The sequence below is a fragment of the Ignavibacteriota bacterium genome, from assembly GCA_016707525.1.
Lineage (GTDB): Bacteria > Bacteroidota > Ignavibacteria > UBA10030 > UBA6906 > JAGDMK01.
Window position 1 is genome coordinate 282989 of sequence record JADJHP010000001.1, and the last position, 23779, is coordinate 306767.

23 protein-coding genes are annotated in these 23779 nt (G+C 62.0%); 12 read left to right on the forward strand and 11 right to left on the reverse strand.

Annotated elements, in window-relative coordinates:
• Positions 1–5 precede the first annotated feature (5 nt).
• From IPI01_01135 to IPI01_01185, 11 genes are all read right to left on the reverse strand, one after another.
• A complete protein-coding gene (locus IPI01_01135) occupies positions 6–1214 on the reverse strand; it encodes an acetate kinase (GenBank protein ID MBK7256436.1) in 1209 nt (402 codons plus the stop codon).
• A complete protein-coding gene (locus IPI01_01140; protein ID MBK7256437.1) occupies positions 1211–2143 on the reverse strand; it encodes a 3-hydroxybutyryl-CoA dehydrogenase in 933 nt (310 codons plus the stop codon). The genes IPI01_01135 and IPI01_01140 overlap by 4 nt, the downstream gene beginning before the upstream one ends.
• Before the next feature lie 77 nt (positions 2144–2220).
• Complete coding sequence (locus IPI01_01145; GenBank protein ID MBK7256438.1) at positions 2221–2916, reverse strand: hypothetical protein; 696 nt, start codon at positions 2914–2916, stop codon at positions 2221–2223.
• Complete coding sequence (locus tag IPI01_01150) at positions 2909–3697, reverse strand: ABC transporter ATP-binding protein (GenBank protein ID MBK7256439.1); 789 nt, start codon at positions 3695–3697, stop codon at positions 2909–2911. Before IPI01_01150 ends, IPI01_01145 begins: the two co-directional genes overlap by 8 nt.
• Complete coding sequence (locus IPI01_01155) at positions 3673–4341, reverse strand: hypothetical protein (GenBank protein MBK7256440.1); 669 nt, start codon at positions 4339–4341, stop codon at positions 3673–3675. The genes IPI01_01150 and IPI01_01155 overlap by 25 nt, the downstream gene beginning before the upstream one ends.
• Positions 4334–5056, reverse strand: a complete 723-nt coding sequence (locus IPI01_01160; GenBank protein ID MBK7256441.1) for a hypothetical protein — start codon at positions 5054–5056, stop codon at positions 4334–4336. Before IPI01_01160 ends, IPI01_01155 begins: the two co-directional genes overlap by 8 nt.
• Complete coding sequence (locus tag IPI01_01165) at positions 5044–5490, reverse strand: hypothetical protein (GenBank protein MBK7256442.1); 447 nt, start codon at positions 5488–5490, stop codon at positions 5044–5046. The genes IPI01_01160 and IPI01_01165 overlap by 13 nt, the downstream gene beginning before the upstream one ends.
• Positions 5490–6329 (reverse strand): ABC transporter permease subunit, encoded by an 840-nt coding sequence (locus tag IPI01_01170; GenBank protein ID MBK7256443.1) that lies wholly within the window; start codon positions 6327–6329, stop codon positions 5490–5492. The genes IPI01_01165 and IPI01_01170 overlap by 1 nt, the downstream gene beginning before the upstream one ends.
• Positions 6326–7261 (reverse strand): ABC transporter ATP-binding protein, encoded by a 936-nt coding sequence (locus tag IPI01_01175; protein MBK7256444.1) that lies wholly within the window; start codon positions 7259–7261, stop codon positions 6326–6328. The genes IPI01_01170 and IPI01_01175 overlap by 4 nt, the downstream gene beginning before the upstream one ends.
• Positions 7262–7272: 11 nt before the next feature.
• A complete protein-coding gene (locus IPI01_01180) occupies positions 7273–8511 on the reverse strand; it encodes a M48 family metalloprotease (GenBank protein ID MBK7256445.1) in 1239 nt (412 codons plus the stop codon).
• Between the two features lie 13 nt (positions 8512–8524).
• Positions 8525–10702 (reverse strand): adenylate/guanylate cyclase domain-containing protein, encoded by a 2178-nt coding sequence (locus IPI01_01185; GenBank protein ID MBK7256446.1) that lies wholly within the window; start codon positions 10700–10702, stop codon positions 8525–8527.
• A 140-nt stretch (positions 10703–10842) separates the two neighbouring features.
• Between IPI01_01185 and IPI01_01190 the strand changes: the two genes are divergently transcribed.
• The 12 genes from IPI01_01190 (at position 10843) to IPI01_01245 (ending at position 23763) form a co-directional block, all read left to right on the forward strand.
• Positions 10843–11109 (forward strand): hypothetical protein, encoded by a 267-nt coding sequence (locus tag IPI01_01190; protein MBK7256447.1) that lies wholly within the window; start codon positions 10843–10845, stop codon positions 11107–11109.
• A 37-nt stretch (positions 11110–11146) separates the two neighbouring features.
• Positions 11147–11392, forward strand: a complete 246-nt coding sequence (locus IPI01_01195; protein ID MBK7256448.1) for a hypothetical protein — start codon at positions 11147–11149, stop codon at positions 11390–11392.
• Positions 11393–11486: 94 nt separating this feature from the next.
• Complete coding sequence (locus IPI01_01200; GenBank protein MBK7256449.1) at positions 11487–13046, forward strand: hypothetical protein; 1560 nt, start codon at positions 11487–11489, stop codon at positions 13044–13046.
• A gap of 2 nt (positions 13047–13048) precedes the next feature.
• Entirely contained in the window at positions 13049–14569 is a 1521-nt protein-coding gene (locus IPI01_01205; protein ID MBK7256450.1) for an LPP20 family lipoprotein, read from the forward strand.
• A gap of 54 nt (positions 14570–14623) precedes the next feature.
• Positions 14624–15088: a hypothetical protein gene (locus tag IPI01_01210; GenBank protein MBK7256451.1), complete on the forward strand. Its 465-nt coding sequence runs from the start codon at positions 14624–14626 to the stop codon at positions 15086–15088.
• Between the two features lie 154 nt (positions 15089–15242).
• Positions 15243–16295, forward strand: a complete 1053-nt coding sequence (locus tag IPI01_01215) for a glycosyltransferase family 2 protein (protein MBK7256452.1) — start codon at positions 15243–15245, stop codon at positions 16293–16295.
• Positions 16295–17458 (forward strand): glycosyltransferase family 4 protein, encoded by a 1164-nt coding sequence (locus IPI01_01220; protein ID MBK7256453.1) that lies wholly within the window; start codon positions 16295–16297, stop codon positions 17456–17458. Before IPI01_01215 ends, IPI01_01220 begins: the two co-directional genes overlap by 1 nt.
• The gene (locus IPI01_01225; GenBank protein ID MBK7256454.1) at positions 17458–18582 is read left to right on the forward strand and encodes a glycosyltransferase family 4 protein; all 1125 of its coding nucleotides are present in this window, start codon (positions 17458–17460) and stop codon (positions 18580–18582) included. The genes IPI01_01220 and IPI01_01225 overlap by 1 nt, the downstream gene beginning before the upstream one ends.
• The gene (locus IPI01_01230; protein MBK7256455.1) at positions 18560–20107 is read left to right on the forward strand and encodes a polysaccharide biosynthesis C-terminal domain-containing protein; all 1548 of its coding nucleotides are present in this window, start codon (positions 18560–18562) and stop codon (positions 20105–20107) included. Before IPI01_01225 ends, IPI01_01230 begins: the two co-directional genes overlap by 23 nt.
• Positions 20100–21413, forward strand: a complete 1314-nt coding sequence (locus IPI01_01235) for a DUF2088 domain-containing protein (protein ID MBK7256456.1) — start codon at positions 20100–20102, stop codon at positions 21411–21413. The genes IPI01_01230 and IPI01_01235 overlap by 8 nt, the downstream gene beginning before the upstream one ends.
• Positions 21410–22093, forward strand: a complete 684-nt coding sequence (locus IPI01_01240; protein MBK7256457.1) for a glycosyltransferase — start codon at positions 21410–21412, stop codon at positions 22091–22093. Before IPI01_01235 ends, IPI01_01240 begins: the two co-directional genes overlap by 4 nt.
• A gap of 152 nt (positions 22094–22245) precedes the next feature.
• The gene (locus IPI01_01245) at positions 22246–23763 is read left to right on the forward strand and encodes a glycosyltransferase family 39 protein (GenBank protein MBK7256458.1); all 1518 of its coding nucleotides are present in this window, start codon (positions 22246–22248) and stop codon (positions 23761–23763) included.
• Positions 23764–23779: the final 16 nt, after the last annotated feature.

Here is a 23779-nt window from a genome sequence, read left to right on the forward strand (position 1 = left end):
ATGACTCAGGCGTGCTGCTGGGCCTTGACGATCTCCGCCGTATCAAGAGCGATGACGAGCTCTTCGTTGGTCGGCACCACGAGGACCTGTGTCCGGGTCCCGTCTTTCGAGATGTTCTTCTCTTTCGGGCCGGCGGCATTCTTCGCTTCATCGACCTCGATGCCGAGGAACGCCATGTTCTCGCAGCTTGCGGTGCGCACTTCGGAGCTGTTCTCGCCGATGCCACCGGTGAACACCACAGCATCCACGCCGCCCATCGCCGCCGCGTAGGCCCCGATGTACTTCTTCACACGGTAGGTGAACACTTCAAACGCGTACCGCGCCTTCCGGTCGTCGTTCTTCATCTCCGCGATGATCTCACGCATGTCGCTGCTGATGCCGGAGATCCCCTGCAGGCCACTATGCTTCTGGAGGAGCGTGCCCGCCTCGTTCATCGTCAGCCCCTCTTTCGCCATGATGTAGAGGATGATCGACGTATCGATGTCGCCGCAGCGCGTTCCCATCAACAGCCCTTCCAACGGCGTGAATCCCATCGAGGTGTCGACGGACACGCCGTGATCGACAGCGGCCATGCTGCAGCCGTTGCCGAGGTGGGTCGTGATGAGCTTGAGCGACGACAGGTCCTTCCCGAGCATCTTCGCCGCGCGATCGGCGACATAGCGGTGCGACGTGCCATGGAAGCCGTACCGGCGGATCTTGTATTGCGAGTAGAGGGCATACGGGATGCCGTACAGGTATGCCTTCTTGGGCATCTTCTGGTGGAAGGCCGTGTCGAACACGCCGACCTGAGGGATACCCGGAAGATTCGCCTGGCACGCCGAGATCCCGCGCAGATTGTGCGGGTTGTGGAGCGGCGCAAGCTCGATATTCTCCCGGAGGGTCTTGGTCACCTCGTCGGTGATCAGCACGGCGCCGGCGAAGGCCTCGCCTCCGTGCACCACGCGGTGCCCGACGGCATGGATATCCGACTTGTCGCTGATGACGCCGTGATTCCTGCTCAACAGGATGGCCAGGATGTATTCGATCGCGACCGTGTGATCCACGATCTCGCCGGCGATCTTGATCTCATCGCCGTCGAAACGCGTGTTGGACAGTGTGGCACCGGACATGCCGATGCGCTCCACGGACCCGCCCGCCAGGCGCTTGCGTGCCGTGTCGTCGATAAGTTGATATTTGACCGATGAGCTGCCGCAATTCAGGACCAGGATATTCATAGCCGTTTGCCGTCCTCGTTGTACTTGAAGAAGCCCTCGCCGGTTTTCTTGCCGAGTTTGCCTTCACGCACCATCCGGCGGAGCAGGGGACAGGGGCGGTAGCGCGGTTCACCGAGTTCGTGCCAGAGTGTTTCCATCCACATCAGGACCTCATCCAGGCCCATGTTATCCGACATCTCAAGCGGGCCGTTCTGCATCGCATAGCCGAGCCGCATGGCCGTGTCGATGTCCTCGGCGCTGGCGATCCCTTCCATCAACGCGTGCATGGCTTCGTTCAGCATCGGCAGGATCGTGCGGGTCGTGATGAACCCGGGGTATTCGAACACCTCGACCGGGGTCTTGCCGATGCGCGTCGCGAACGCCTTCACGAGAGCGAAGGTCTCGTTCGAGGTCTTCATCCCGCGGACGATCTCGACGAGTGGGACGATGGGGACGGGATTGAGGAAGTGCATACCGATGATGCGTTCAGGGTGGCGCGCGGTCTCGGCCAACTTCGACAGGCTGAGCGTCGCCGTGTTGGAGATGAAGACCGCGTCTTCTTTGCCGATGCCATAGAAGGATTCGATAAGCCTCTGCTTCAGGGCGAAGTTCTCATCCACCGCTTCGATGACCACCTCGCATCCCTTGAGGTCGGCGACGCTCACCGTACCCTTGACGCGTGAGAGGACGGCGCGTTTTTCCGAGGCGGTCTTGCCCCAGCGCTTGATCTCGATATCCATCGCTTTGTTCAGGCCATCCATTCCGGCCTTCAACGATGCTTCGTCCCGTTCGACCCCGATCACCTCGAGGCCGGCTCCGGCGATGGTCTCAACGATACCCTGACCCATCACCCCCAGGCCGATGACGCCGACCGTATGGAACTTGTCGTCCCCCGTGCGCTTGCGCACGATCGGGGACTCGAGATCCTCAAATCTAAGTTTTTGTGCCATGTCTTTCCTTTTCAGTCACGATCCATTCCGTGATCACGCACCGCTTCAACGGTCCGCTCCTACCTCGCCAGACGGGGTCAGAAAGTGAACACGTAGGCATTCCGGAGGAGGTGGAGGACTGCGATGGCGCAACCCGCGGTAACCGCCCAGAACACGACAGCGATCAGGACGGCGTGTGCTTTGCTTATGTTGCAGAGAACGGCGAGTGCCCTGGCAAGCGCACGAACATACCATAATGTAAAGAGATTAATCGTGGTAAGCAAAAGCCCCACAGGATAGGATACCGCACGGGAGTCTGCGAACACGAGTCCGCTCCACGGATAGGGAGGGACGGCGGAAACATGCCCTGTGGTCGATAGAAATGCGATTTCCGCACCCTTTTCCGCAATGCCTATCCCGGCCAGCCCGATGCACAGCGCGAAAAGCATCGCGAATCGGGGTCTCTGCGCGATCCCCAATGCTGCAATGACGAGTCCGAGGACGACCGCTCCCGCAGCCGCTCCGGCGGTCTCCTTGAGCGGTACGATGGCCAGATCCCACGGGAGTGCCCGATCCAGCTCTTCGCGTACGATGGCGAGCTCCGCCGGCGTCGCCGACCGTGGGATGTGGGCGATGGTCTGCTCCACGCTCAGCGGGTGTGCCAGGAGCCCGATGACGATCTGAGCCAGCACCACAACGAGGAGTGGAACGGCCCAGTGCGGCGCGTGTCCGATCCGGGCCGCTGCCCGTGCAGGCAAGAAGGGGAGAACGATCGGAGCGAGGCGATCAAACATACGATAACCGCCTGCGTGTGGAGGATGGCGCTACCAGCGAGACGAAATTCTCCTCGAGCGTTGATCCCGCGTGCTCGCCCAGAAGCGGTTGGACTGCATCAGCCAACGAGGCCATGGGACTCTGCACCATGATGCGCCCTTCGTGGATGATGCAGACATCGGTGCAGAATCGTTCGACGGTATCGAGCGCGTGTGACGTGATGAACACGGTGGCGCCCCGGGAGGCGAGATCCGTCAGGATGTCTTTGATGGTCCGGGCAGCGACGGCATCCACGGCTTCAAGCGGTTCATCGAGGATCAGGAGCGACGGCGCATGGATGAGAGCCGCGGCGAGGGATATCTTCTTCTTCATCCCCGTGGAATAGGTCCCGATCAACTGCCTGTCGTCTGCCGGAAGGTCAAGCAGTGCGAGCAGTTCTGCTGTCCGCCGTTCACTTTCATCCCTGTGCAGGCCATACATCATTCCCGTCCAGATGCAATATTCCCGGCCGGAGAGCCAGTCGAAGTAGAAGGGATCGTCGAGGACGAAGCCAATGCGTGCGGCAACTGCGGGCGGGCGGGACATGGCGGGGTGGCCGAGGACCGTGACCGTTCCCTCGTCCGCGTGTTCGAGTCCGGCGAGGAGGCGGATGGTCGTGGACTTGCCCGCTCCGTTGAGTCCGACAAATCCCATGATCGATCCGCGTGGGACCGCGAGGCTCAGGCCACCGAGCGCGCGGTGACCGTTCTCGTAGCTCTTCGTCACACGTTCAAGCACTATATCCGATGTATCTGCTGCCATAGATCCGCCCGTCGTTCGTGAATGGCATGTGCTGCGTGCGGGACCGCGACGCGCCACCAGACGGCGCCCATCGCGACGGTGTACGCGGCAAGGAGGACCTCATCCCCGGGGAGTTGCGCCAGCAACACCGGCGGCACGGATGCCACACCGCCGCCGATCACCATGAGCACCGCTCCCGCTGCATCCTCCAGCGTCCATCGCGACCGTACCCGGATCTGCTGCCAGGAAAGGCTGTTCCCGATCATCAAGAGGGGGAACTGGAGCGCTGCCAGAAAGAGGGCGATGGATATGAGCATGGAGGGAGAGGGTGGTTCAGGCTGTATGTAGGAGACCAGAGCGATGAAGACCACCGCACAACCCCACGTCACCACGATCAGTGCCGCGTTCTTCTGCCGCAGAACCCGTGCGAGGTCGGCGGGGAGGACCGCGCCGGCCGTCACCTGTCCATGCCAGAGATTCAATGCGTTGTTATAGAAGGGCTCGAGTGTGATCAGTGTCGCGATCACGGCGGGAGCGAACATCGAACCGATGTACGGCCACAGGGAGAGGATCGGTGCAATGATGGCAAGCGGGACCATCCGGAGGAGGTGTCCTGTCGCCATCATGCCGCGGAGTTCGATGATGATCATCCTGAGGTCACGCATCGTGGCGCCCTGCCCACGCGCATACGCCGGCGGATGCGGTCAGGTACACCGCGTACGGCAACGCGGAAAGAACGTTGCCATGATGCATCTCTGCCACCGCCAGTGCCGTCCAGCGGAGCGGTACCAGGATATTCAGTACCGGACCCGGCGAGGCCACCGCTGCAACCAGGAAGGCTCCGGCTGCGGCAAGCCCTATGAACGCCATGACCGACCGTGCGGCAGCACCCGGGCGGATCCGGAGGATCGTGAGGGTGCTCATGAGCGTGAAGAGCAGGAGCATCAACAGGGACACCATCACGATCCTTCCCGTGATGGCCATAGCGTTGGCGGGCCCCAGTATCGCGGCGGCGAAGACCGCGGTCCCGGCGATCATCAGCATTGCCCTGTGCCTCAGCAACGCGAGAACGATGAAATCGTAGCGCGACGCTGCGGCGAGGGGGAGGATGCGTGTCCGGCGCGCAATGGTTTCCAGGCCGCTGTTCACGACCGCGCCGCCCGTCAGGAGCAGGAAGAAAGACTCCGTTGCAAGGAACAGCATGAATCCTTCGCCTGTCTGGTCACCCTCGACGAATCGTTCAAGATAGGCGCATGCGAACAGGTTGAGGAGCCCGAGCGCCGCGATCCCGACGCTCCACCATGCAGAATGCCGGAGCTGGCGCCGATCCGTTGCCTCCAGCATGAGCCGGAGAGTGGAGGGTCCGGTCACTTGTGCCATGGGTCACGGGGGAAGCGGCGGTCTTCGATCAGAGGGAATTGCATGTACTTTGTGGGTGGCGGGGCTGACAGGGAGGCTGGTCCCCGGGGCAAGACCGCCGGCTGGTCGAGGTACACGGTGGTGACAAGGGTGTTCGAGGGCAGATGGTAGTCCAATTGTGCTTCCATCTTCAGCAGGGCGAGCACCGCCCCCCATGTGTCGCGTGCCAGGGTTTGGTGAAGCACGGACGCGTATCCCCGTCGTTGGAGTTCAAGCCGCCGCGCCTTCCGCTGCTCGAACTCGGGAGATGTCAAACGGCTGATGGCCGCGGTATAGGCGGCAGCGGCGGAGTCGGTGACTGATGAGCGGGGATCCGGAGACTGTGCGCGGGCGATGATGGTGAAGCTCATCATGAGCACCAGCGCGAGCGCCCGGATCCACGCCGCGTGCCTCATCAGAAATCCCGTTTCTTGAACAGGACCGCCCCGCCGAGGAAGAACGCCGCACCTGACAGGAAAGCCTGCAGGAACGGTTTCCAGTCGATCTCCGTTGCCCCGCTCAACTGAGACGCGGCGCCGGCCTGCATCCCGGAGATCTGCGGGAAGAGGTAGAAGAGTCCATCGATGACCGTCCGGTAGACGGTGTTCTCGGAGAGCCTGAACAGTGTTGACTCGCGGTGGGCGAGGAGCGGCCCTTCAATGATGAAAAGGAAGAGGAATGTCAGAACGATCGTCGTCGCAGTGTTCCGTGTCCATGTGCCGATGAATGTGACAAGCCCAAAGAGGCATGCGAACATGAAGATCATGACGAGGGCCGTCAGCATCAGCGCGGGGTCCCACACGCCGGTGCGGATACCGAAGACCAGCCATGCCCCGACGAGGAAGTACAGGATGTTCACGCCGATCGCCGCGACGCCGCCGAGATATTTCCCGAGCAGGAGTTCCCACCGGGCGATCGGCTTGGAAAGGTAGAGGTCCACCGTGCCCCGTTCCATCATATCCGGAACGATCCCTGCGGTGGCAAAGACACCGAAGAGCATGATCCCGGTGAACAGGCCGCCGGCCAGCCCCGCCTGCATCTGCCGGACGAAATGGACGAGCGCGTCCTGCGGTATCGGCACTTCCATCAGCGGTTGACCGAACACCGTCACGAGGGAGCCGGCGTCGGTCTGCGAAGCGGAGACCGCAAAGGCGGTACCGATGAGGACGACGGTGGAGATCCCGGCGAGGATGTACATCGTTGCTTTCGACGCCAGCTCGCGGAGGGTCAGGCGCACAACGGCAAGGAGCGTCATGACGGTATCTCCCGCGTGATCAGATTGATGAACGATTCTTCGAGCGTGCTGCGTTGCTTTTGAATGGAGGTGATGCTGACCCCATGGGTGCGGAGCAGATCGATCACCGCATTCAGGCCACGGACGTCCGCAACGCGTGTGATCAGTCCATCGGGGCCGGCCGTCACGCCGAGCACGCGCGCGGTCGCTTCCGTGAGGAATGCCTCGGGGACCGCTCCTTCGACGCCGATCTGGTACGAAGAATCGGTGACGGTGAGTTCGTCCACGGTTCCTACTTTCAGGAGCTTGCCGTGGTCCAGGATCGCAACGCGGTCCGAAACGAGTTCCACCTCCGACAGCAGATGGGAGTTCAGGAAAATGGTCTTACCGGCGGCCTTGAGCGTACGCAGGACATCGCGGATCTCTTTGCGGCCGACGGGATCCACCCCGTCCGTGGGCTCATCGAGGAAGAGCACGTCCGGATCATTGATCAGCGCCTGGGCGAGGCCGAGCCGTTGCATCATGCCCTTGGAATATCTCTTGACCTTCACCTTGCGCCAATCCTGCATCCCCACCATCCCGAGCAACTGTGTCGTGCGGGAAGCAAGATCTGTGCTCCGCACGCCGGCAAGAGCACCGAATGAGGTGAGCACTTGTTCGCCTGTCAGGTACCCGGGGAAGCGATGGTTCTCGGGCAGGTAACCGATGCGGCGCCGCGCATGGGGATCGCTGACCGGGAGCCCGAGGAGTGAGGCGGAACCTGTGGTGGGGTGGACGAGCGACAGGAGGATCTTGATGCAGGTGGTCTTCCCTGCACCATTGGGCCCGAGAAGGCTGAAGATCTCCCCGCGGTCAACGCTCAGCGTGAGGTCCTGCAGTGCCTGCACCTCACGCCGTGATCTGACGCCGGTCTTGTAGGTTTTGGACAGTTGAACGCAGTCGAGTGCGTGCATGGAGCTCCCTGTTACCTGAGTGCTGAGGTCTTGTTCACGAACCGTTCGCGCAGCCGCGCGCCATTGGTAGCATCGGCATAGTGGGCACGGACGAATTCCTCCGTGGCCTTCGCGCGTTCGGCGAGATGGTCGGGAGACATGTAGCCCGGGTCAAAGAGCCCGGGCTTTTCCTTCGGGATCAGCGCCGCCTTCTGGCCGATGCGGACGAGTCCGAACGGGTCGTACCCGGCCTTTGCGAGCAGCACGGCCGCGTAGCGGTCCGCTTCGAGTTCATAGGCGAACAGCCGCGGTGCGACGATGTTCTCATAGGTCTTGTGGACCAGATCGTCCAGGTCGGCTTCCTCGGCCGACTTCTCGCCGGTCTCTTCCTCGAGCTCGGCAAAGGCATCATCGGCCTTGATGTGCACCTTGCGCTTGCTCATCTCCTGCACCCCGTGTTTGCGGATGACGTGGGCCATCTCATGCGCGATGATCGCGGCAGCCTCGGATTCATCCGCACACATGGCAAGAGCCCCCCTCGTGATGAAGATATATCCTCCGGGGAGGGCGAACCCGTTCATCGTGGGGTCGTTCAGCACGAACACCGTGAAGTCCCAATCATATGCCGGGGAGTTCTCGGCGAGGATAGCGCAGAGCATGTTCGCATACGCACTCAAGGTCTTACTCTGGACAAATCCGTGTGAGGCGAGCCGGGCCGCGACACCGAGTCCGACCTGTTGCTCGCTGATGCCGGCATCGTAGGCGATCTCGCCCAGGTCGAGATCATCGAAGCTCATGATCCCGGCAAGAGGATCCCTCGTGACAAGGAGCGGCTGGCGCAGCGCGGCAACGTCGGCATCGGAGAAGGTCTTGACCGCATTCTTCAGCACCGTCTCGACGCTGCCGGGAGGCGTCTTGTCCCGTTTCTCGGCAAATCCCCGGATCGCGGCCGAAACGCCTGCGCGGGATGCTTTCGCCGAACTCCAGACGTTCTCGACGGGGAGGATGCGGGCGCTGGCAGGCTTCGTCTCTGTCAGGGAGTTCGCTGCCATCCAGCCACTCTTGCTGTCGGAGAGCCGGACCTTGAGCCAGGTCCCTTTGGTTTCGAGCACGCCGACCTGGGTGTTCTCCGGGACGACAGCGATCAGCCCGAAATAGGATCCGGGGCCCTCCCGGATATAATTGTCCGCGCGCTTGGTGTACGACGGTCCGGGCATGATGGCCGCGGCGACCGTTGCCAATGCGATGCAGCATGCGAGCACGTATCTCATGATGGTTCTCCGTTTATTTCGAAGTCAACGTGTAGACCCCGTCCCATTGCTCGGGGAGTGACACCTGTGAAAGCTCCTGACACCGTGTAACGTAGGTCGAAGACGGCCCGTCGGTTGGATCACCCGCCAGGATCGCTTCAAAGATCTGCCGTGCCTCCGCGAACGCCTTCCGGTGATACAATGCGAGTCCCTCTTCAAAGCGGGCGATCTTCGTTTCGATCTCCGGGGCGACGGTCCCGCGGGCACCGACGAGTTCGAAGATGCGGACAGGGATGGCTTTCCCTTTCACGCGGAGGAAATCGAGAGGGCGGGCAACGATCCACTCCTTCGCTCCTTCGTAGGTCGTCTCGCTGATGATGATCTTCGTCCCGAAGACCTTGTTGACGCCTTCAAGCCGCGACGCGAGATTCACCGTGTCGCCGATGGCCGTGTAGTCGAGGCGGGTCGAACTGCCGATGTTCCCGACGACCATCTTGCCGGTGTGCAACCCGATGCGCGTCACGAAGGTCGGCATGTTCGGATCGCGGTCCGGCCTGCTGTGGTGTTCGGCAAGGGCATGCTGGATCTCGAGTGCGGTCAGGCAGGCGACCCTGGCGTTGTCCGGACGGGGGATCGGTGCGCCGAAGATCGCCATGATCGCATCGCCGATGTACTTGTCCAGCATCGCTTCATTCTTCAGGATGATGTCGCTCGCCAGCGAGAAATACCCGTTCAGGAAGTGGACCAGGTCCTTCGGCGTGAACTTTTCCGCGATGGATGTGAAGTCCTTGATATCCGAGAAGAAGACCGTCGCTTCGATGGTCTTGCCCCCCAGTTCCACCTCGCCGGCGTTGTTCAGGATATCCGTGACCACATGCGGACTGAAGTACCGGTTGAATGCGCGGCGCAGGACGCGTTTCTGTTGACCTTCGGAGGCATAGCTCACCACGGCCGAGAGGGCGAAGGTGATGACCAGCGCGAGCATCGGCGCGATCACCGGGAGCCATGTGGTTGCAGACCGGAATGCCACGAATGCCGCGGCGAGGAAGACGATCGCGGTGAAGGCGACGAGCAGTGACGAGATGGCGGGCCGCCGGATACGGAAGAAGATCCATGCGGTCACCATCGCGATACCGAAGGTCAGGAGCAACGAGAGCCAGAACGGGGTCTCATGGACATGATGCCCGTTCAGAAGGTTGCTCAGGACCGTTGCCTGGATCTCCATCCCGGGATACTGCTCGAGATACGTGAAGGGTGTTGGCTTGAAATCGTACAACCCCGCGGCTGAACCTCCGACGATGATGACCTTGTCCCGGAACACTTCGGGAGGGATGTCGGGTTGCATGCCCTGCTGCATCTTCACGGAGCTGACGAGAAGGCTGTGCGCAGAATAGTAGGTGAAGACGCCCGCGGGCCCACCGCGTCCATACCAGTAGATCAGGACCGATCCGTCCCGTGTGCGTGGAACATTGTTGAGCATTCGTTCCGGGCGGTCATGGAGGCCGTTCCGGGCGAGAGCGTAGCAGGCGGCGGAGAACTGGTAGAGTGCATCCGAGCGGTACGCATAGACCGGCATGATGCGCCGCGCAATGCCGTCGTCGTCCACTCCGAAGTTCGTCACGCCGAGGGCGGCGGCGGCATGCTGGAACTCCGGGATGGGAACGGCGGCGCGGTCGAATGTGTTGTGGGGTCGGTGCATCGGTGGGTACCCGATCAGGTGGCGGGCGTGCACCGAATCGCCGGGAAGATCGCCCTGCTCCTGGATGCTCAGGTTGACGCCGAGGAGGACGTTGCCCGAGACGGCGATGGCATCCGCGAACGCACGGTCCGACTCCGCACCGTCGACTTCAAGACGGTTGGCGTCATGCTGCGACAGGTCGTAGTCGAAGGCGATCAGCCGGGGGTGTGCACGGTTCAGATACTGCAGGAGCAGGCCGTAATACTCGCGGGGCCATGGCCACTTCATCTGCCACTGGCGCTCGACGAAATCCAGGCTGTTCTGATCCACCGCGCTCAACACGATGGACGTGTCGGCCCACTCGGCATGCGCTGCCGTGCGGAAGCGGAGGTCCAGCGTCTTACGTTCAAGCGTATCGAATAGCGAGAGGGTGGAGAGCCCCAGGGCGCCGAGGGTTCCCACCAGTGCAATGGCCAGGGCAAGGGCCTGGCGGTTCTTCTGGAGCTGTTCAGCAAGCGACCGGAGTGCGATCATCAGAATCAAACATACGTGTTCCCTTGAAAAAACGCAAGCTTTGCGCAGGTTTGCTACTTGAACTGAAATCCTGTACATTCTCAGCGTTAACCCGGGGCCACCACGGCGACGGGTGATCGAACCATAGAAAAGAGGATCCCATGAAGTCCTTGTTCTTGTGCCTTATGCTGTGTGCGGTCGTTTTCTCCGTGCCGGCAGTGGCCCAGCAGCAAAAGGGGGACGTTGAACTGCAGTTTCAGGGGTATTACTTCAGGACCGTAGGTTCCGATCTCGAATTCGGGTCAGGCAACCTTGCCGGGAAGATCGGGCCGTATCTCACGGATTGGCTCCAGGTCGGCGTTGGGCCAACCCTGTCGATCACAACGATGACGACCCAGGACATTCAATCCGACGACCTTCGAGGTTGAAAAGTCATCCGAAACGACGACCACGTTCGGCTCCACGATGTTCATTGTCGCGTCATTCCTGACCCGCGGCGCCAAGGCTGTGCCGTACGTTGGCGCGCAGTACTTCAAGCAGGATTTCAGTGATTCTGACGACAAGGGGAGTGTCGGCGTTAATGCCGGCGTGAAGTTTTATTTCAGCAAGAAGACCGCATTCGATGTGAGTGGGAACTACCTGTTCACCTTGAATGAAGGTCAGGATGGCGGTATGCTGTACTTCGCCGTCGGCCTCAGCTTCCTGTTGTAGTCTTCCGTTCTTCCACATTGCCTACCCGCAGGCGCCGCTCGCGCGGCGTCTGCGGGGTTCTGTGTCCGTACCTGTGCCGGGAGCTTTCACGATCATGAAGAAATTGTTCTCGACCCTCGCACTCAGGCGTATCCGGCAGTTTGCGTTTCCGGGTGCATTCCTTGTGGTCTACCTCTTCTGTACGAACGTCGTCCTTGCTCAGGACATGCGCCTCTCCGCGCATGGAGCGCTGACCATGGATGATGGGGACGATGTCACCGCCCTCGCGTTCTCCTCCAAAGGCACCTATCTGCTCTCCGGCGACGACGCCGGTGCGGCCGTCTGCTGGGACCTCTCCAGGAAAGTCGCGGTGGTGTCGACCAGACTCGAGAGCGGTATCCAGTTCCTGTGTTTTCTCTCCAACGATCAGAGCTTCGTCGCTGTGGACAACGCGGGCACCGTCAGGATCTTCGATCTGATGAAACGCACCGCTGCCGCGACGTTCACCACAACGGGTAAGCCGGTCCGCACGGCGGTCGATGCCGGCCGGCAGTATCTTGCGGTGGCAAATACCGACGGTGAGATCGAGATGTTCGACCTGAAGGCGATGGTGCCGGCGGGGACCATCAAGGCAGGCGACAAGGTGGAAGACATCCTGTTCCTCGGGTTCGATCGGCTCGGACAGCAACTGGTCGCCGTGCTCGCGTATGGCGATGTGCATAGCTGGAACCCTGCCACCCTGAAGCCTCTGCGGAGCTTCGTCCTCGCCGGGGGAGAGCTCCACGGTTCGCGCACGGTGATCCATGCTGCCGCGACCAATCGCGCCACGAATGTCTTTGCTGCAGCACTGGAAGAGGTGGCGATCCCCAAAGGTGGCATTCATGGTGCACGCGATCTCGAGCGCCGCGCCATGCTGATCGCCTACGATTGGTCCACCGGCACCGAACTCAAGCGCGTCAAGATCCCAGAATCGGTCGAGCGTATGGCCATGGGTCCGGGGAACGACCACCTGGCGGTTGCAGGCGACGATGCGAATACCATTACCATGGTGGACCTGCGCAAGGGAGAAGCCGGCAGTGTTGTGACCATGCATGAGCCGCCGAAGGTGGTTGCTGTTGCCGATGACAACCGTTGGCTCGCCGGTGGAGGGAGCGACGGTAGCATCATGGTATGGTCTCTTCAGTACAAAGGCGACGCGAACGTTGCCACGTCCGGTACGCCTTCTCTCGCCGGGCGCATCCGCGCGCGCGGATCCACGCAGCCAGCGCTCACACCGGGACAGCCGGTGAAGCTGGCGATCGTCGGCTTTGAAGCGAAGGGCGTGTCCCAGGACGTCGCCGATGTCGCGATGAGTTCGATAGCCAATGCCCTCGCGAACTTCGACTACATCACCCTGGTGGAACGGCGGCAGATCGAAACCATCCTCAAGGAGCAACAGCTCCAGTTGAGCGGCCTCACCGAGGCGCAGAGTGTGAACGTTGGCAAACTCGTGGAAGCCGATGTGATCCTTATCGGGAATGCCGGCAAGCTCGGCAGCAGCGTTGTCTTTTCCGTGAAGCTCATCTCGGTGGAGACAGGAAAGGTGTTGAAGGGGCGGGAGGTGATCTGCGAAGAATGCCGTGATCAGGATATGTACGACGCCATCAATATGCTCGTATCCACCATCGCACAATGACCATGCGCCTGACCGTATCATCATCATCGCTCGTTGCCGCGTGCATCGCGGCTCTCCTGCTTTTCGGCATGGCAGTCCCCAGGGCCGGAGCTCAGGAGAAGCCCCGGTGGGCATCCGATCTTCCGAATCTGCCCCAGCGGCAGGGCTACTACCAGGGGCTCGGGATCACGAAAGTGACCGCCGATGGTTCTGCCGACTGGAACGATGCATCGGGGAAAGCCCGGGCGCAGATCTCGTCGCAGATCCGCGTGCGCATCTCCAACACCGTGTCGCGTGCGGTGCAGGAGACCGCCTCGGGATCCGATATCACCGTCGCCGAGGCCTATGCTTCGACGACCGACCAGATCACGACGGCATCTCTCGAAGGGATCGTCCTGGAACGCTGGTTCGATGAGGATGCTGGCCTGCTGTATGCCTATGGCGCGATCTCTCAGGCAGAGGTCGAGCGCCGCTTCCGCGAAAAGATGGAGGACGCTGTCGCGTCCGCCCGCGTCTACCATGCCGGTGCGCGGAAGGCGCTCGAGCGCAACGACCCGTTCACCGCACTCGGACAATTGTCGGAGGCCATGCTGGTCGTCGCCCTTGCGGAAGGTGCGCTTGACCGCACGTTGACCGCCGCTCTTGACGATGCGGCCGCACCGGCGCCGGTGCTGCCTGTGCTGCAGACACAGCTCTGCGGGATCCTGAGCAAATTGCAGTTCGAGATCCTCGATGGTAACGAACAGGATGCAGAACGCGGCAAAGGCCTCGCCGTTCCGTTGCATGGCAGACTCTCGTTCAAGTCGGATCACGGAGTGTATCCCGTGAAGAATGCTGTCCTCGTGCCGTTGTTCGTGGCTCCCGCGGCGGGCCGGGTTCCCGAGGATATCCGGACCAATGCCGCCGGCGAATTCTCCCTCGATGTGATCGAAGTGAAGAACGGGGAATCGGCGAACAGGATCCGTATCGCACCGGGCGTGGCGGGTGCCGCGGTGCTGAAGGCGCAGTCGCCTGACCTTGCCCGTTGTTGGTCCACGGCGTACGTCGACTTCACCTTCAAGATGAAGAGCCGGACGAATATCACTCTGGCGATCAGGGTGCTGGAAACGAACATGGGCACTGCCCGTCCGAAATCCTCTGTCCAGGAAGCGATACAGAAGGGATTGCTGGGCAGCCAGTACAGCATCCTCGACGATTCCCAGGCCCTGGAGAATATGACGGAGGAGCAGATCCACGGTGCACTGGCGAGCGGCGACTATCGTTCGATCCTCGCCACGGTGCGGAAGCGGGCCGATGTCGTGATCGTCGGGGAAGCATCCGCGGCCGAACGGAGCAATCCTTTCCCGCAAATGTACTTCGGAGCGGGGCGCGTGCTGCTCCGGATCCTCGACTGCAAGAGCGGGCGGGTCCTCGGCAGTGTGGTCATGGAGGATCAGAAGGAGGGTGGGCCGACGTACGAGCAGGCCGGGCGGAAACTCCTGGAGAAGATGGCCCGCAGCGCTTCCGAACAGATACGCGAAGAAATGAAGAACGCACTCGAATAGCACTCAATTCACGCTGGGCAGACGCACACACATTCACAACCGAAGGAGGCAGTCATGCGTTTCGTTGCTCTCACCGCGGTGATCCTGTTCTCACTGGTGATGCTTGCCGGATGCGGCGGCAGTCCTGAGACGCTCCAGGCGTCGAAGACCGGTGACATTCCTGATTGGTATCCGAACGCTCCGCAAGATCCGTTGTATGCGCGTGCGGCGAACACGGCCGTGTCGCAGGACCTGCAGATCGCCGTGGACAAAGCAAGCACGGGTGCCCGCGCAGAGCTCGGACGCCTGGTGGAGACCAAAGTGAATACGATGCAGAAGCGGTTCGAGGAGGAAACGGGAACGGCGCAGGAAGCGACGCTGATCCAGCAGTTCACCCAGGCGACCAAGCTGGTCGTGTCGACCACGCTGAACGGCAGTCGTATGAAGGACCAGAAGACCGTGCGCGATGGATCGATGTGGCGCGCCTACGTCCTGATGGAACTCCCGCTCGGCGCGGCCAATGCAGGCCCTGATGGATGAGATCAAGAAGAACAAGGAACTCTACACGCGCTTCCGTGCGAGCGAGGCGTACAGGGATCTGGATACAGAGGTGCAGCGGTACGAAGAGTGGAAGAAACAACAGCAACCCGCTCCGCCGACCAACTGATCGAGGGGATGAGAAACCGTGGCGACCATTCCAACAAGTGATCCGGCTGCCGCGCTCGAGTTCTGCAAAAAACTTGCCAGCGCAGTGTCCCAGGAACAGACACTGCGCTGGCCTGTCGAGGGGGGTGAGGCACTGCCTCCACCCGAACTGAGCGTCGTCGTTCCCATCTTCAATGAACAGGAGAACATCCCGGAGCTCACGTCGCGGATCTCCGCTTCCCTCGGGGCGTTCGGGATCACCTTTGAAGTGCTTCTGGTCAATGACGGCAGCACGGACCGTTCACTCTCGATGCTGGAGTCCACCGCACAGGCCGATGCCAGGTTCGTTGTGGTTGACCTGTCACGCAACTTCGGCCACCAGGTTGCCATCAGCGCAGGCCTGGAATGCAGCAGGGGAAAGGCCGTCATCATCATGGACGGCGACCTGCAGGACCCGCCCGAGGTGCTCCCCTCGTTCGTCGAGAAATGGCGTGAAGGATATGACGTTGTCTATGCCATCCGGCAACAGAGGAAGGAGAACATCTTCAAGCGTTCCGCATATGCGGCGTTCTACCGGATACTCCAATGGATAGCGCACGTCAACATGCCCCTCGATTCCGGTGATTTCTGTCTCATGGACAGGCGTGTCGTGGACCTCCTGGTGCAAATGCCGGAGAGGAACAGGTTCCTGCGCGGGATCAGAAGCTGGCTGGGATTCAGGCAGGTGGGACTCGCCTATGAACGCCATGCCCGGGCCGCCGGAAAACCAAAATATACCCTGCGCAAGCTGATCTATCTTGCCGCCGATGGCCTGCTGTCGTTCAGCTATATGCCGCTCCGCGTGATCTCCGTGATGGGGATGGGGGTCTCGGTCTTTTCCCTTGGCCTGGCGGCATACTACTTCATGAGAAAGCTGCTCTTTGCGCTCGACCCTCCCGGGTTCGCCACGCTCATCGTTGCCGTCTTCTTCCTTGCAGGGGTGCAGCTCATCACCATCGGCGTGATGGCGGAGTACGTCGGGCGCATCTCCGATGAGGTGAAACGCCGTCCGGTCTTCATTGTCCGACGCCTCTTCCGGGGGGGTGGCACATCACCATCCTGATGTTCGACAACGAGTTCCCACCTCTCGGCGGGGGGACAGGAGTGGTCAACCTCCATCTCTTCGAGGAACTTGCCGCGTATCCGGATGTGCATGTCGACCTGGTGACGTCGTCGCGCACGAGGTCGGACTACGAGTACGAAGAGTTCTCGTCGCGGATCCGTATCCATAAGGTGCCGGTCGACAACCGCAATATCCACCACGCAACGAACCCTGAGCTTGTCCGGTACGTCATGCGCGGGCTCCGCACGGCACGGGGTCTCGTCCGGTCGCGCCCCTTTGAGATCTCGTTCGCGTTCGCCGGCGTCCCGGCAGGCGCGATGAGCCTCGCCCTCTGGAAGTTGTATCGCCTTCCCTATGTCGTCTCCCTGCAAGGTCCGGATGTTCCGGGTTTCGAAGCCCGGTACGCCCGGCTCTATCCGCTCCTGGCTCCGCTCCTCCGCCGGGTATGGCGTGAGGCACGGTCGGTGATCGCGATCAGCAACGCCCATCGTGCACTTGCGGCAGCATTCATGCCGGAGATCCCGATCCGGATCATCCATAACGGTGTGGACCTCCATGCGTTCAAGACGGAGCGGGTCAGGCGTCCGGAAGGCCCTGTGCGGATACTCTGCTCGGGTCGACTCATCGAGCGCAAGGGCCAGCACCATTTGCTCGAAGCGGTCTCACGACTCCGGCGCGAAGGAGTCACCGACCTGCACCTGGTCTTTGCGGGGACCGGCGACATGGAGGGGGCGCTCCACGAACAGTGCCGGCGATCGGGACTGACGGATCACGTCACGTTCCTGGGCTATGTGGAACGTGCACGGATGCCGGGCGTGTACGCCGACGCCGACATGTTCGTTCTGCCGTCGCAGAGTGAGGGGATGTCGATGGCACTGCTGGAGGCTATGGCAGCAGGCCTTCCCGTGATCGTGACCGCAACGGGTGGTTCCGAGGAACTCGTGACAGACCGGGTGAATGGCCGCATCGTCCGATGGGCGGATGTGGAAGGACTGGCCACAGCGATGCGCGACTGCCTCGAAGACCGGTCCATTCTTCCGGCAATGGGCGCGGCCTCACGTGCCCGTGCGAGCCGCTTCTCCTGGTCCACGATCACCCGGGAATACCTTGATCTCATGGAAGGGGTCCTGGCCTCAACGCCACCTGTCCGGAGGGTCTCCTGATGCGTCACCCGTCCGTTCCGATATGCATCCTTGCAAGCCAGTATTTCGGATGGGGCATCTATGGCGGCTTCGGCAGCATGTCGCGCATGCTGGCCGAGTCGCTTGCTGCATCCGGGTTCGAGGTCGAGGTCATTGTTCCGCGCAGACAGGGGCAGGAACCTCTCGAGGAGATCAACGGCGTTCAGGTGAGGAGTTTCCCGATCTCCCGGCCTCACGAAGCGTATCGTCTCCTCCGCGCCTCCCGGGCGCGGATCTTTCATTCTCAGGATCCGACGGTGCTCAGTGCGGCCGCGCGCGCCATGCATCCCCGGCGGGTGCACCTGATCACGTGCCGCGATCCACGGGATAGGAACGATTGGTGGACGGAATTCCTGTACGCGACACCGGCACGCCGCGTGCTCACACCCCTCAACTATCTTTCGGAGTCGGGCCCCCTCATTGCTGCGGCTGTTCGCCGTGCTGACGGTGTGTACGTTCCGGCGCACTTCCTCAGGACCAAAGTACAGCGGATGTACCGGTTGCCGGAACCGGCGGGATTCATCCCGAATCTGATCGAGGTGCCGGCCACAATGCCGGGGCGGTCAGGTCCCCCGGTGTTCGTCTCGGTCGCGCGATGGGACCGTCGTAAGCGCCCGGAAGTATTCCTTGACCTTGCGGCGCTGTTCCCGCAGTACACGTTCGTTGCCGTCGGCCGCGGAAGCGCATCCGCCGAGAGTTCCTACGATGCCGCCCTGCGGAAACGGTACGAGGGGATCCCGAACCTTGAAATGCCGGGATTCATCAATCGCTTCACCGAGCCGGAGCGGATGCACGCACTCCTCTGCAGGGCACACGTGTTCGTGAACACCGCGGCGCGTGAGGGCCTCCCGCTGACGTTCCTCGAAGCGGCAGCCCACGGCTGTGCGATCCTCAGCGCGGTCAACCCCGACGGGTTCGCGGAACGTTTTGGGGTCATGGTCGCCGATGACGATTTTGCCGCCGGCGTCCGACGCATCCTGGATGCGGATCCGGAATCCCTCGGTTCCCGGGCACGGGAATACGTCATGGCAACGTACGAGAAGTCCGCCGCTCTCGCAGCGCATATCGTGGAGTACGAACGGCATGCCCGCCTCAAACATCTCTAAGGGGGTCCTGTCGGTCGGGTTGTGGACGATCACGCGCGTGACCGCGTCGATGCTTGCGACCCCTTTCATTTCGCGTGCGCTCGGGACCGAAGGCTACGGGCAGTACGCATACTACCTCTCGGTGTTGTTCCTCGCTGCCCCTCTTGCGAATGCCGGCACGCTGCAATCCCTCTCGCGCTCTCTCGCCGAGCGGCCGGATCAGAACCGCCGTGCACGCATCGCTCTGCTCAGCGGATGGCTGTGCTTCTTGGGATTCATCCTGGTGGGATCCATCACGGGCTGGATCATTGCTCCGGACATCCCTGATGATCAGGGGTGGCCCCTTATCGCGATCCTCCTTGGCTGTCTCGGCTTTGATGTTCTCTGGTTCTATGCCCGCGGGATACTGTATGGGCTGCACCGCGAGGAACTCGCCGGAACTGCCGGCGCCACCGCCTCGCTCGTGACCGCCGCGGTGAGCGCCGTGCTGGCGGTGCAGGGCTTCGGGATCCCGGGCGTGTTCCTCGGGCTTCTCCTCGGGAATGCATTCATGGCGATCAGGTCGCTGGTCGCAGCCCGCCGGTTGATCCCGCGGACCACACTGCGGACCGCTCTGGCTTCGGATGATCCCCGACCCCGTGACCTGGTGGGGTTCACCCTGATGACCATGCTCTATGCATCGTTCAGTATGATGCTCTACCGATCGGGTGTCGTGCTCGTTCACCATCTGACACGTGACAATACGGCGACAGGATTGTTCGCGACCGCACTGCAAATGGCGGAATTCGTATGGGTCCTGGTGATCGCCGTCGAGGGTGTCATGCTCCAATCCACCGCCCGGTTGTGGCACGAAGGACGCACCGCGGAGATCAGCCTCCTTGTGAGCCGGGCCCTCCGCGCGGTGGCTCTCGTGACAGGATTTCTCCTGACCTGTGTCTTCGTCTTCGCCGAGGATCTGCTCGCGCTCTACTTCGGGAGGGCGTTCGTCGGCGCGGCTCCCGTCCTCCGGATCCTGATCCCCGGGGTGTTCAGCTTCTCCCTCGGCCGTCTGATCGGCCCCGTTCTCCATGCGCGCGGAGGTGTCCTCCGTCTTGCCGCGGTGGTCGGGGGTGCGACCGCACTCAACGCCCTGCTGGCATACGTACTGGTGCCGGCATGGGGCATCAAGGGCGCAGCGGTGTCGACCGGCACCGCCTACGCCGTGGTGCTGCTTCCGTATGCGATCTCGCTTCGTTCGGCCGGCGTCGCGGCGTTCCACGGCTTCAGCCCTGCAAAGCAACTCCTCAGTCTTCTTGCGACCGGACTCGTGATGGCCACCATCGCGCATGCCCCTGTGCCGGCAGTCCTGCGCATGGTGCTCGGAGGCGTTGCCGGCGGGATCGTCTTCGCGTCACTTGTGCTGCGACTGGGGCTTGTGAGAGTTCCGGAGTTTGACGCCCTCATCGCAAGCCTGCCACCGTCGATATCTGCACCCGGTCGCATGGCGTTTGGCCGCGTTCGCCCATTGCTGCTCTTTGTTGCAGGGAGGAGGGAAGGGGATGTCTGATACGTCAGCGGCGATCCAACTTCGGCGCGGCGCCTGGGACGAAGACGGCGAAACGTCTCTCCATGTTCCTGATCACTGGCGGGTCACTGATCTACGGCTCGCGATCTCTCCACCGCTCGGATCGCGCCAGATCAGCGAGGCGCTCGAGCGTCCCGTTGGAGGTCCGCTTCTCAGGGAACTCGCGTCAGGGAAAAAGGATATTGGAGTCATCATCGATGACCTCACGAGGCCAACACGCGCTGACGAACTCCTCGGGCCTCTCCTCGAGCATCTCGCTGCCGCAGGGGTGACCCGGGAACACCTGACGCTGTTCATTGCCTGCGGGAGTCATGAGGGCCCTCCTCCGGCCGATGTCGCCCGCAAGGCCGGCGTTTCACTCGCGATGTTCCGGCGTGTCGTCATCCACGATTGCCACGCGGCGTGTGTGGACCTCGGAAAGACCCGGCATGGTACCCCGGTGTCCATCAATGCTTCCCTCATGGCGTGCGATCTCCGGATCGGTGTCGGGTCCGTCTTTCCTCACCCCGCGGCCGCATTCTCGGGAGGGACAAAACTCCTCGCTCCGGGCATGTGCGGGGCGGCAACCATCCGGCACCTGCACGACCATCTCCGGCCTGCCCGCGCTCGAGGGGGCCCGCTCGACTCCGATATCCGCAGGGAGATGAACGAGATCGCTGGCATGGGAGGGTTGGCCTCTGTGATATTGGCCGTGCCGGGCGCAGACCGCCACGCAGTTGCGTGCGTTGCAGGGCATCCGGAATCTGCTCTCGAGTACGCCGCGCATCTCTATCGTCCGTTGGCCTCAGTGTCCTTGCCAGCGCGGGAGGAGATCGATGCGGTGATCGTGGACGCGTATCCGTTCGATGGGACCCTGCAGTTCGCGCACGACCGGGCACTCTGGCCGCTCAAGGATCTCCCGGCCGAGATGCCGGTCGTTCTGATCGCGAAGTGCCAGCGGGGGGCAGGAACCCATGAGTTCTTTCCGGCCGCCGATCCTTTCACGGAACGGGTGGTGAGGCGTGTACGGCAGGTGAACACAAACGATCTACGACGCATTCCGGAGATCCTTGCCAATGCCCTCGCCCTGCGCGCAGAACGAAAACGCCGGATCATCATCATGGCCGAAGGGGTTGGAGAGGAGGAGGTCCGGCGCGTGTTCCCGCGTGGGACCCTGTGCCCGACGTGGGAAGCGGCCTGCGCACTGATCGACGAAAGAGTCCGTGCCGCCACACGGCGGATCGTATTCTATTCCACCGCGCCCCTGCTCCTTCCTCTCGAGAAGGGGACAAGCCCCGATACCCCATGAGCGCTCAACCGCATCGTATCTCCGTGGTCATTCCGACATCTGGCCGTCCATCGCTGGCCGCGGTGCAGGTTGGTCTCTCTGTGCAATCGGTCGTCCCACAGGAGATCTGCGTCATCGTCGACCGTGACCGGCGCGGCCCCGGGTGGGCGAGGAACCGCGGCATGGAACAGGCGAGTGGCGATATCATCGCCTTGCTTGATGACGACACCGTACCGCCGCCGGATTGGCTCGCGTCGATGGTCTCAGCGCTCGATGAGACAGATGCAGACTGCGCCGGTGGGTCCTTCCTGGAGACCGACCCATTGCTCAACGATGTACGGAATACGCGTCCGCTGCCATGCGAGCGGGTCCTCGATGGGTTCGGTCTGGTGGGCAACTCCGGCAACCTCGTCCTCCGGAGAATAGTGGTGGATGCAATGCGGGATCGTCATGGCCATGTGTTCATCGAATCCTGGGGCAGGTATGGGTCCGAGGATTGGGAATTGATCATGAGGATCCGGGGTGCTGGCTTCCGCCTCGTGTACGTCCCCTGTCCACGTCAGCCATCTGCGGCGGGTGACCGTTGCCGGCTATTTCCGTCACCAGTTCTTCCGGGGGATCGGTGTTGCGCTCCTCCATCGATCGATTCGCCGGCACGGGCCGGGGGCGTCGCCGCAACAGAGTATCCTCTGGGATCCTGAACGCTCGCGCGCGGAACGACTCCTGAATGTGTTCAAGGCGAAGGTTCTCGGCCCGCTCAATGCCGGGGCATTTCGTGAACGAAAGCACTTCCTGATCCATTGGACCGCGGAGAAATTCCAGAGTCTTGGCTATCTGTGGGGGACGATCCGCCATGGACGATGATCGTTTGAGCCGCATGGAAGTGGCCGTGATGGCTGCCGGCGCAGTCCTCATCCTCTTCCTGTCGTCGATCGGGATCACACGATTCCCCCTTCCGTGGTGGGACGAAGGGTGGACGTTGAGCGTCGCGAAGAATTGGGTTGCCACCGGGCACTACGGGCATATCCTGAACGGCCTGCCCGCCGGGCCTTCGCTCTCCGCTCATCTCCCCGTTGTTGCCATCGTGTCTGCCTCGTTCATTGCCTTTGGCGTCGGACTCGCACAGGCCAGGATGGCAATGATCACCTGTGCCGTCATCACGCTCGTGCTGTTCTATGTGCTGAGCAGGCGGGTGTTTGGCCGCTCTGCTGCTTTGGTGGCAGTCGTGCTGGTCTCGATCGTTCCTGTGCAATGGGACCTTTCCATCCTTGTCCTCGGCAGGAATGTGCTGGGCGAAGTGCCCTCGCTCATGTTCATCTTGACCGGCTCGTATCTGTTCCTGGAAAGCCGCGGCAACCGCCCGCTCCTGCTCGTTGCTTCAGGGATCGTGTTCGGTCTGGCACTCGCGACGAAGGCTCAGGTCGTTCCTTTCGTCCTCTTCGGACTCGGCAGTACTTCGGCGGTACTCCTGGTCCGTCAGCGCCGGCGTGGCCTCCATGCCGGCATGGTCATCGGGCTCGCGGTCCTGGTGATGTATCTCATCGGACTCATCAGATCCATGCTGCTTGTCACTCCGGGAGTTCCTTCGGATCCCGTGGTTGGTCTGACCGAAGTGACGGCAATGGTGTTGGACCCTGCGATCCGCGGCTCAATGCTCCGCTTCGCCTTCTTCACGGGGGCGCCGCTCACGCTTGCACTGGGTGTCGCATTGACCGGGATCGTTTCGAGCCTTCGCGCGGGAAAGGAAATGTCCTGGAACGAGGTCGTCCGGATGATGCTCGCTCTTCTCGCCGGCAGTTGGTACCTGTGGTTCATCACGTTGTCGATCGGCTGGGGGCGCTACGGGTTCCCTGCGTTCTTCCTCATAGCACCATTCTCGGCAGAGCTGATCCTCCGGCTGGTCCGGGCCGTGCGCGGCACGCTGTCCGGGATCGCCACGCCACGTATCCGCTGGGGCGCAGGCGGACTTCTGATATTCTTCTGTCTGATGGCCGGCAGGCAGGGATCGGTCGGTGTGCAGGCACTGGTCCAGGGTGTGCCCGCATCCGGTCTGGAGGAGACCGCGGCATTCATCAATCATGCTACGCCTCCCGGAGCGTCGGTGGAAACCTATGAAAGCGAATTACTCTTCCTCCTCGACAGGCCAGTCCATGTCCCACCCGCTCAATTGAACGTCGACGTCATCAGAAGGAATTGGCTCGGGGGGTCGGACACCAGGACCTATGATCCCCTGACAGTGAATGCAGAGTATCTGATCATCGGTGCATTCGGTACAGGACTGTACGACCCCCTCATCAGAGAGGGGCGCTACGTTCCCGCCCGCCGTTTCGGGACTTATGCGATCTTCCGGCGGGCAACGGAACGCCGGTAGCATTTTCCAGAGGAAG

Bases quoted from the DNA above. Each gene is read 5' to 3' on its own strand.
- IPI01_01205 (MBK7256450.1), top strand. From the start codon at position 13,049: ATGCGCCTGACCGTATCATCATCATCGCTCGTTGCCGCGTGCATCGCG.
- IPI01_01210 (MBK7256451.1), top strand. From the start codon at position 14,624: ATGCGTTTCGTTGCTCTCACCGCGGTGATCCTGTTCTCACTGGTGATG.
- IPI01_01245 (MBK7256458.1), top strand. From the start codon at position 22,246: ATGGACGATGATCGTTTGAGCCGCATGGAAGTGGCCGTGATGGCTGCC.
- IPI01_01235 (MBK7256456.1), top strand. From the start codon at position 20,100: ATGTCTGATACGTCAGCGGCGATCCAACTTCGGCGCGGCGCCTGGGAC.
- IPI01_01170 (MBK7256443.1), bottom strand. From the start codon at position 6,329: ATGACGCTCCTTGCCGTTGTGCGCCTGACCCTCCGCGAGCTGGCGTCG.
- IPI01_01145 (MBK7256438.1), bottom strand. From the start codon at position 2,916: ATGTTTGATCGCCTCGCTCCGATCGTTCTCCCCTTCTTGCCTGCACGG.
- IPI01_01135 (MBK7256436.1), bottom strand. From the start codon at position 1,214: ATGAATATCCTGGTCCTGAATTGCGGCAGCTCATCGGTCAAATATCAA.
- IPI01_01225 (MBK7256454.1), top strand. From the start codon at position 17,458: ATGCGTCACCCGTCCGTTCCGATATGCATCCTTGCAAGCCAGTATTTC.
- IPI01_01240 (MBK7256457.1), top strand. From the start codon at position 21,410: ATGAGCGCTCAACCGCATCGTATCTCCGTGGTCATTCCGACATCTGGC.
- IPI01_01220 (MBK7256453.1), top strand. From the start codon at position 16,295: ATGTTCGACAACGAGTTCCCACCTCTCGGCGGGGGGACAGGAGTGGTC.
- IPI01_01195 (MBK7256448.1), top strand. From the start codon at position 11,147: ATGTTCATTGTCGCGTCATTCCTGACCCGCGGCGCCAAGGCTGTGCCG.
- IPI01_01140 (MBK7256437.1), bottom strand. From the start codon at position 2,143: ATGGCACAAAAACTTAGATTTGAGGATCTCGAGTCCCCGATCGTGCGC.
- IPI01_01180 (MBK7256445.1), bottom strand. From the start codon at position 8,511: ATGAGATACGTGCTCGCATGCTGCATCGCATTGGCAACGGTCGCCGCG.
- IPI01_01160 (MBK7256441.1), bottom strand. From the start codon at position 5,056: ATGGCACAAGTGACCGGACCCTCCACTCTCCGGCTCATGCTGGAGGCA.
- IPI01_01190 (MBK7256447.1), top strand. From the start codon at position 10,843: ATGAAGTCCTTGTTCTTGTGCCTTATGCTGTGTGCGGTCGTTTTCTCC.
- IPI01_01155 (MBK7256440.1), bottom strand. From the start codon at position 4,341: ATGCGTGACCTCAGGATGATCATCATCGAACTCCGCGGCATGATGGCG.
- IPI01_01175 (MBK7256444.1), bottom strand. From the start codon at position 7,261: ATGCACGCACTCGACTGCGTTCAACTGTCCAAAACCTACAAGACCGGC.
- IPI01_01200 (MBK7256449.1), top strand. From the start codon at position 11,487: ATGAAGAAATTGTTCTCGACCCTCGCACTCAGGCGTATCCGGCAGTTT.
- IPI01_01230 (MBK7256455.1), top strand. From the start codon at position 18,560: ATGCCCGCCTCAAACATCTCTAAGGGGGTCCTGTCGGTCGGGTTGTGG.
- IPI01_01185 (MBK7256446.1), bottom strand. From the start codon at position 10,702: ATGATCGCACTCCGGTCGCTTGCTGAACAGCTCCAGAAGAACCGCCAG.
- IPI01_01165 (MBK7256442.1), bottom strand. From the start codon at position 5,490: ATGAGGCACGCGGCGTGGATCCGGGCGCTCGCGCTGGTGCTCATGATG.
- IPI01_01150 (MBK7256439.1), bottom strand. From the start codon at position 3,697: ATGGCAGCAGATACATCGGATATAGTGCTTGAACGTGTGACGAAGAGC.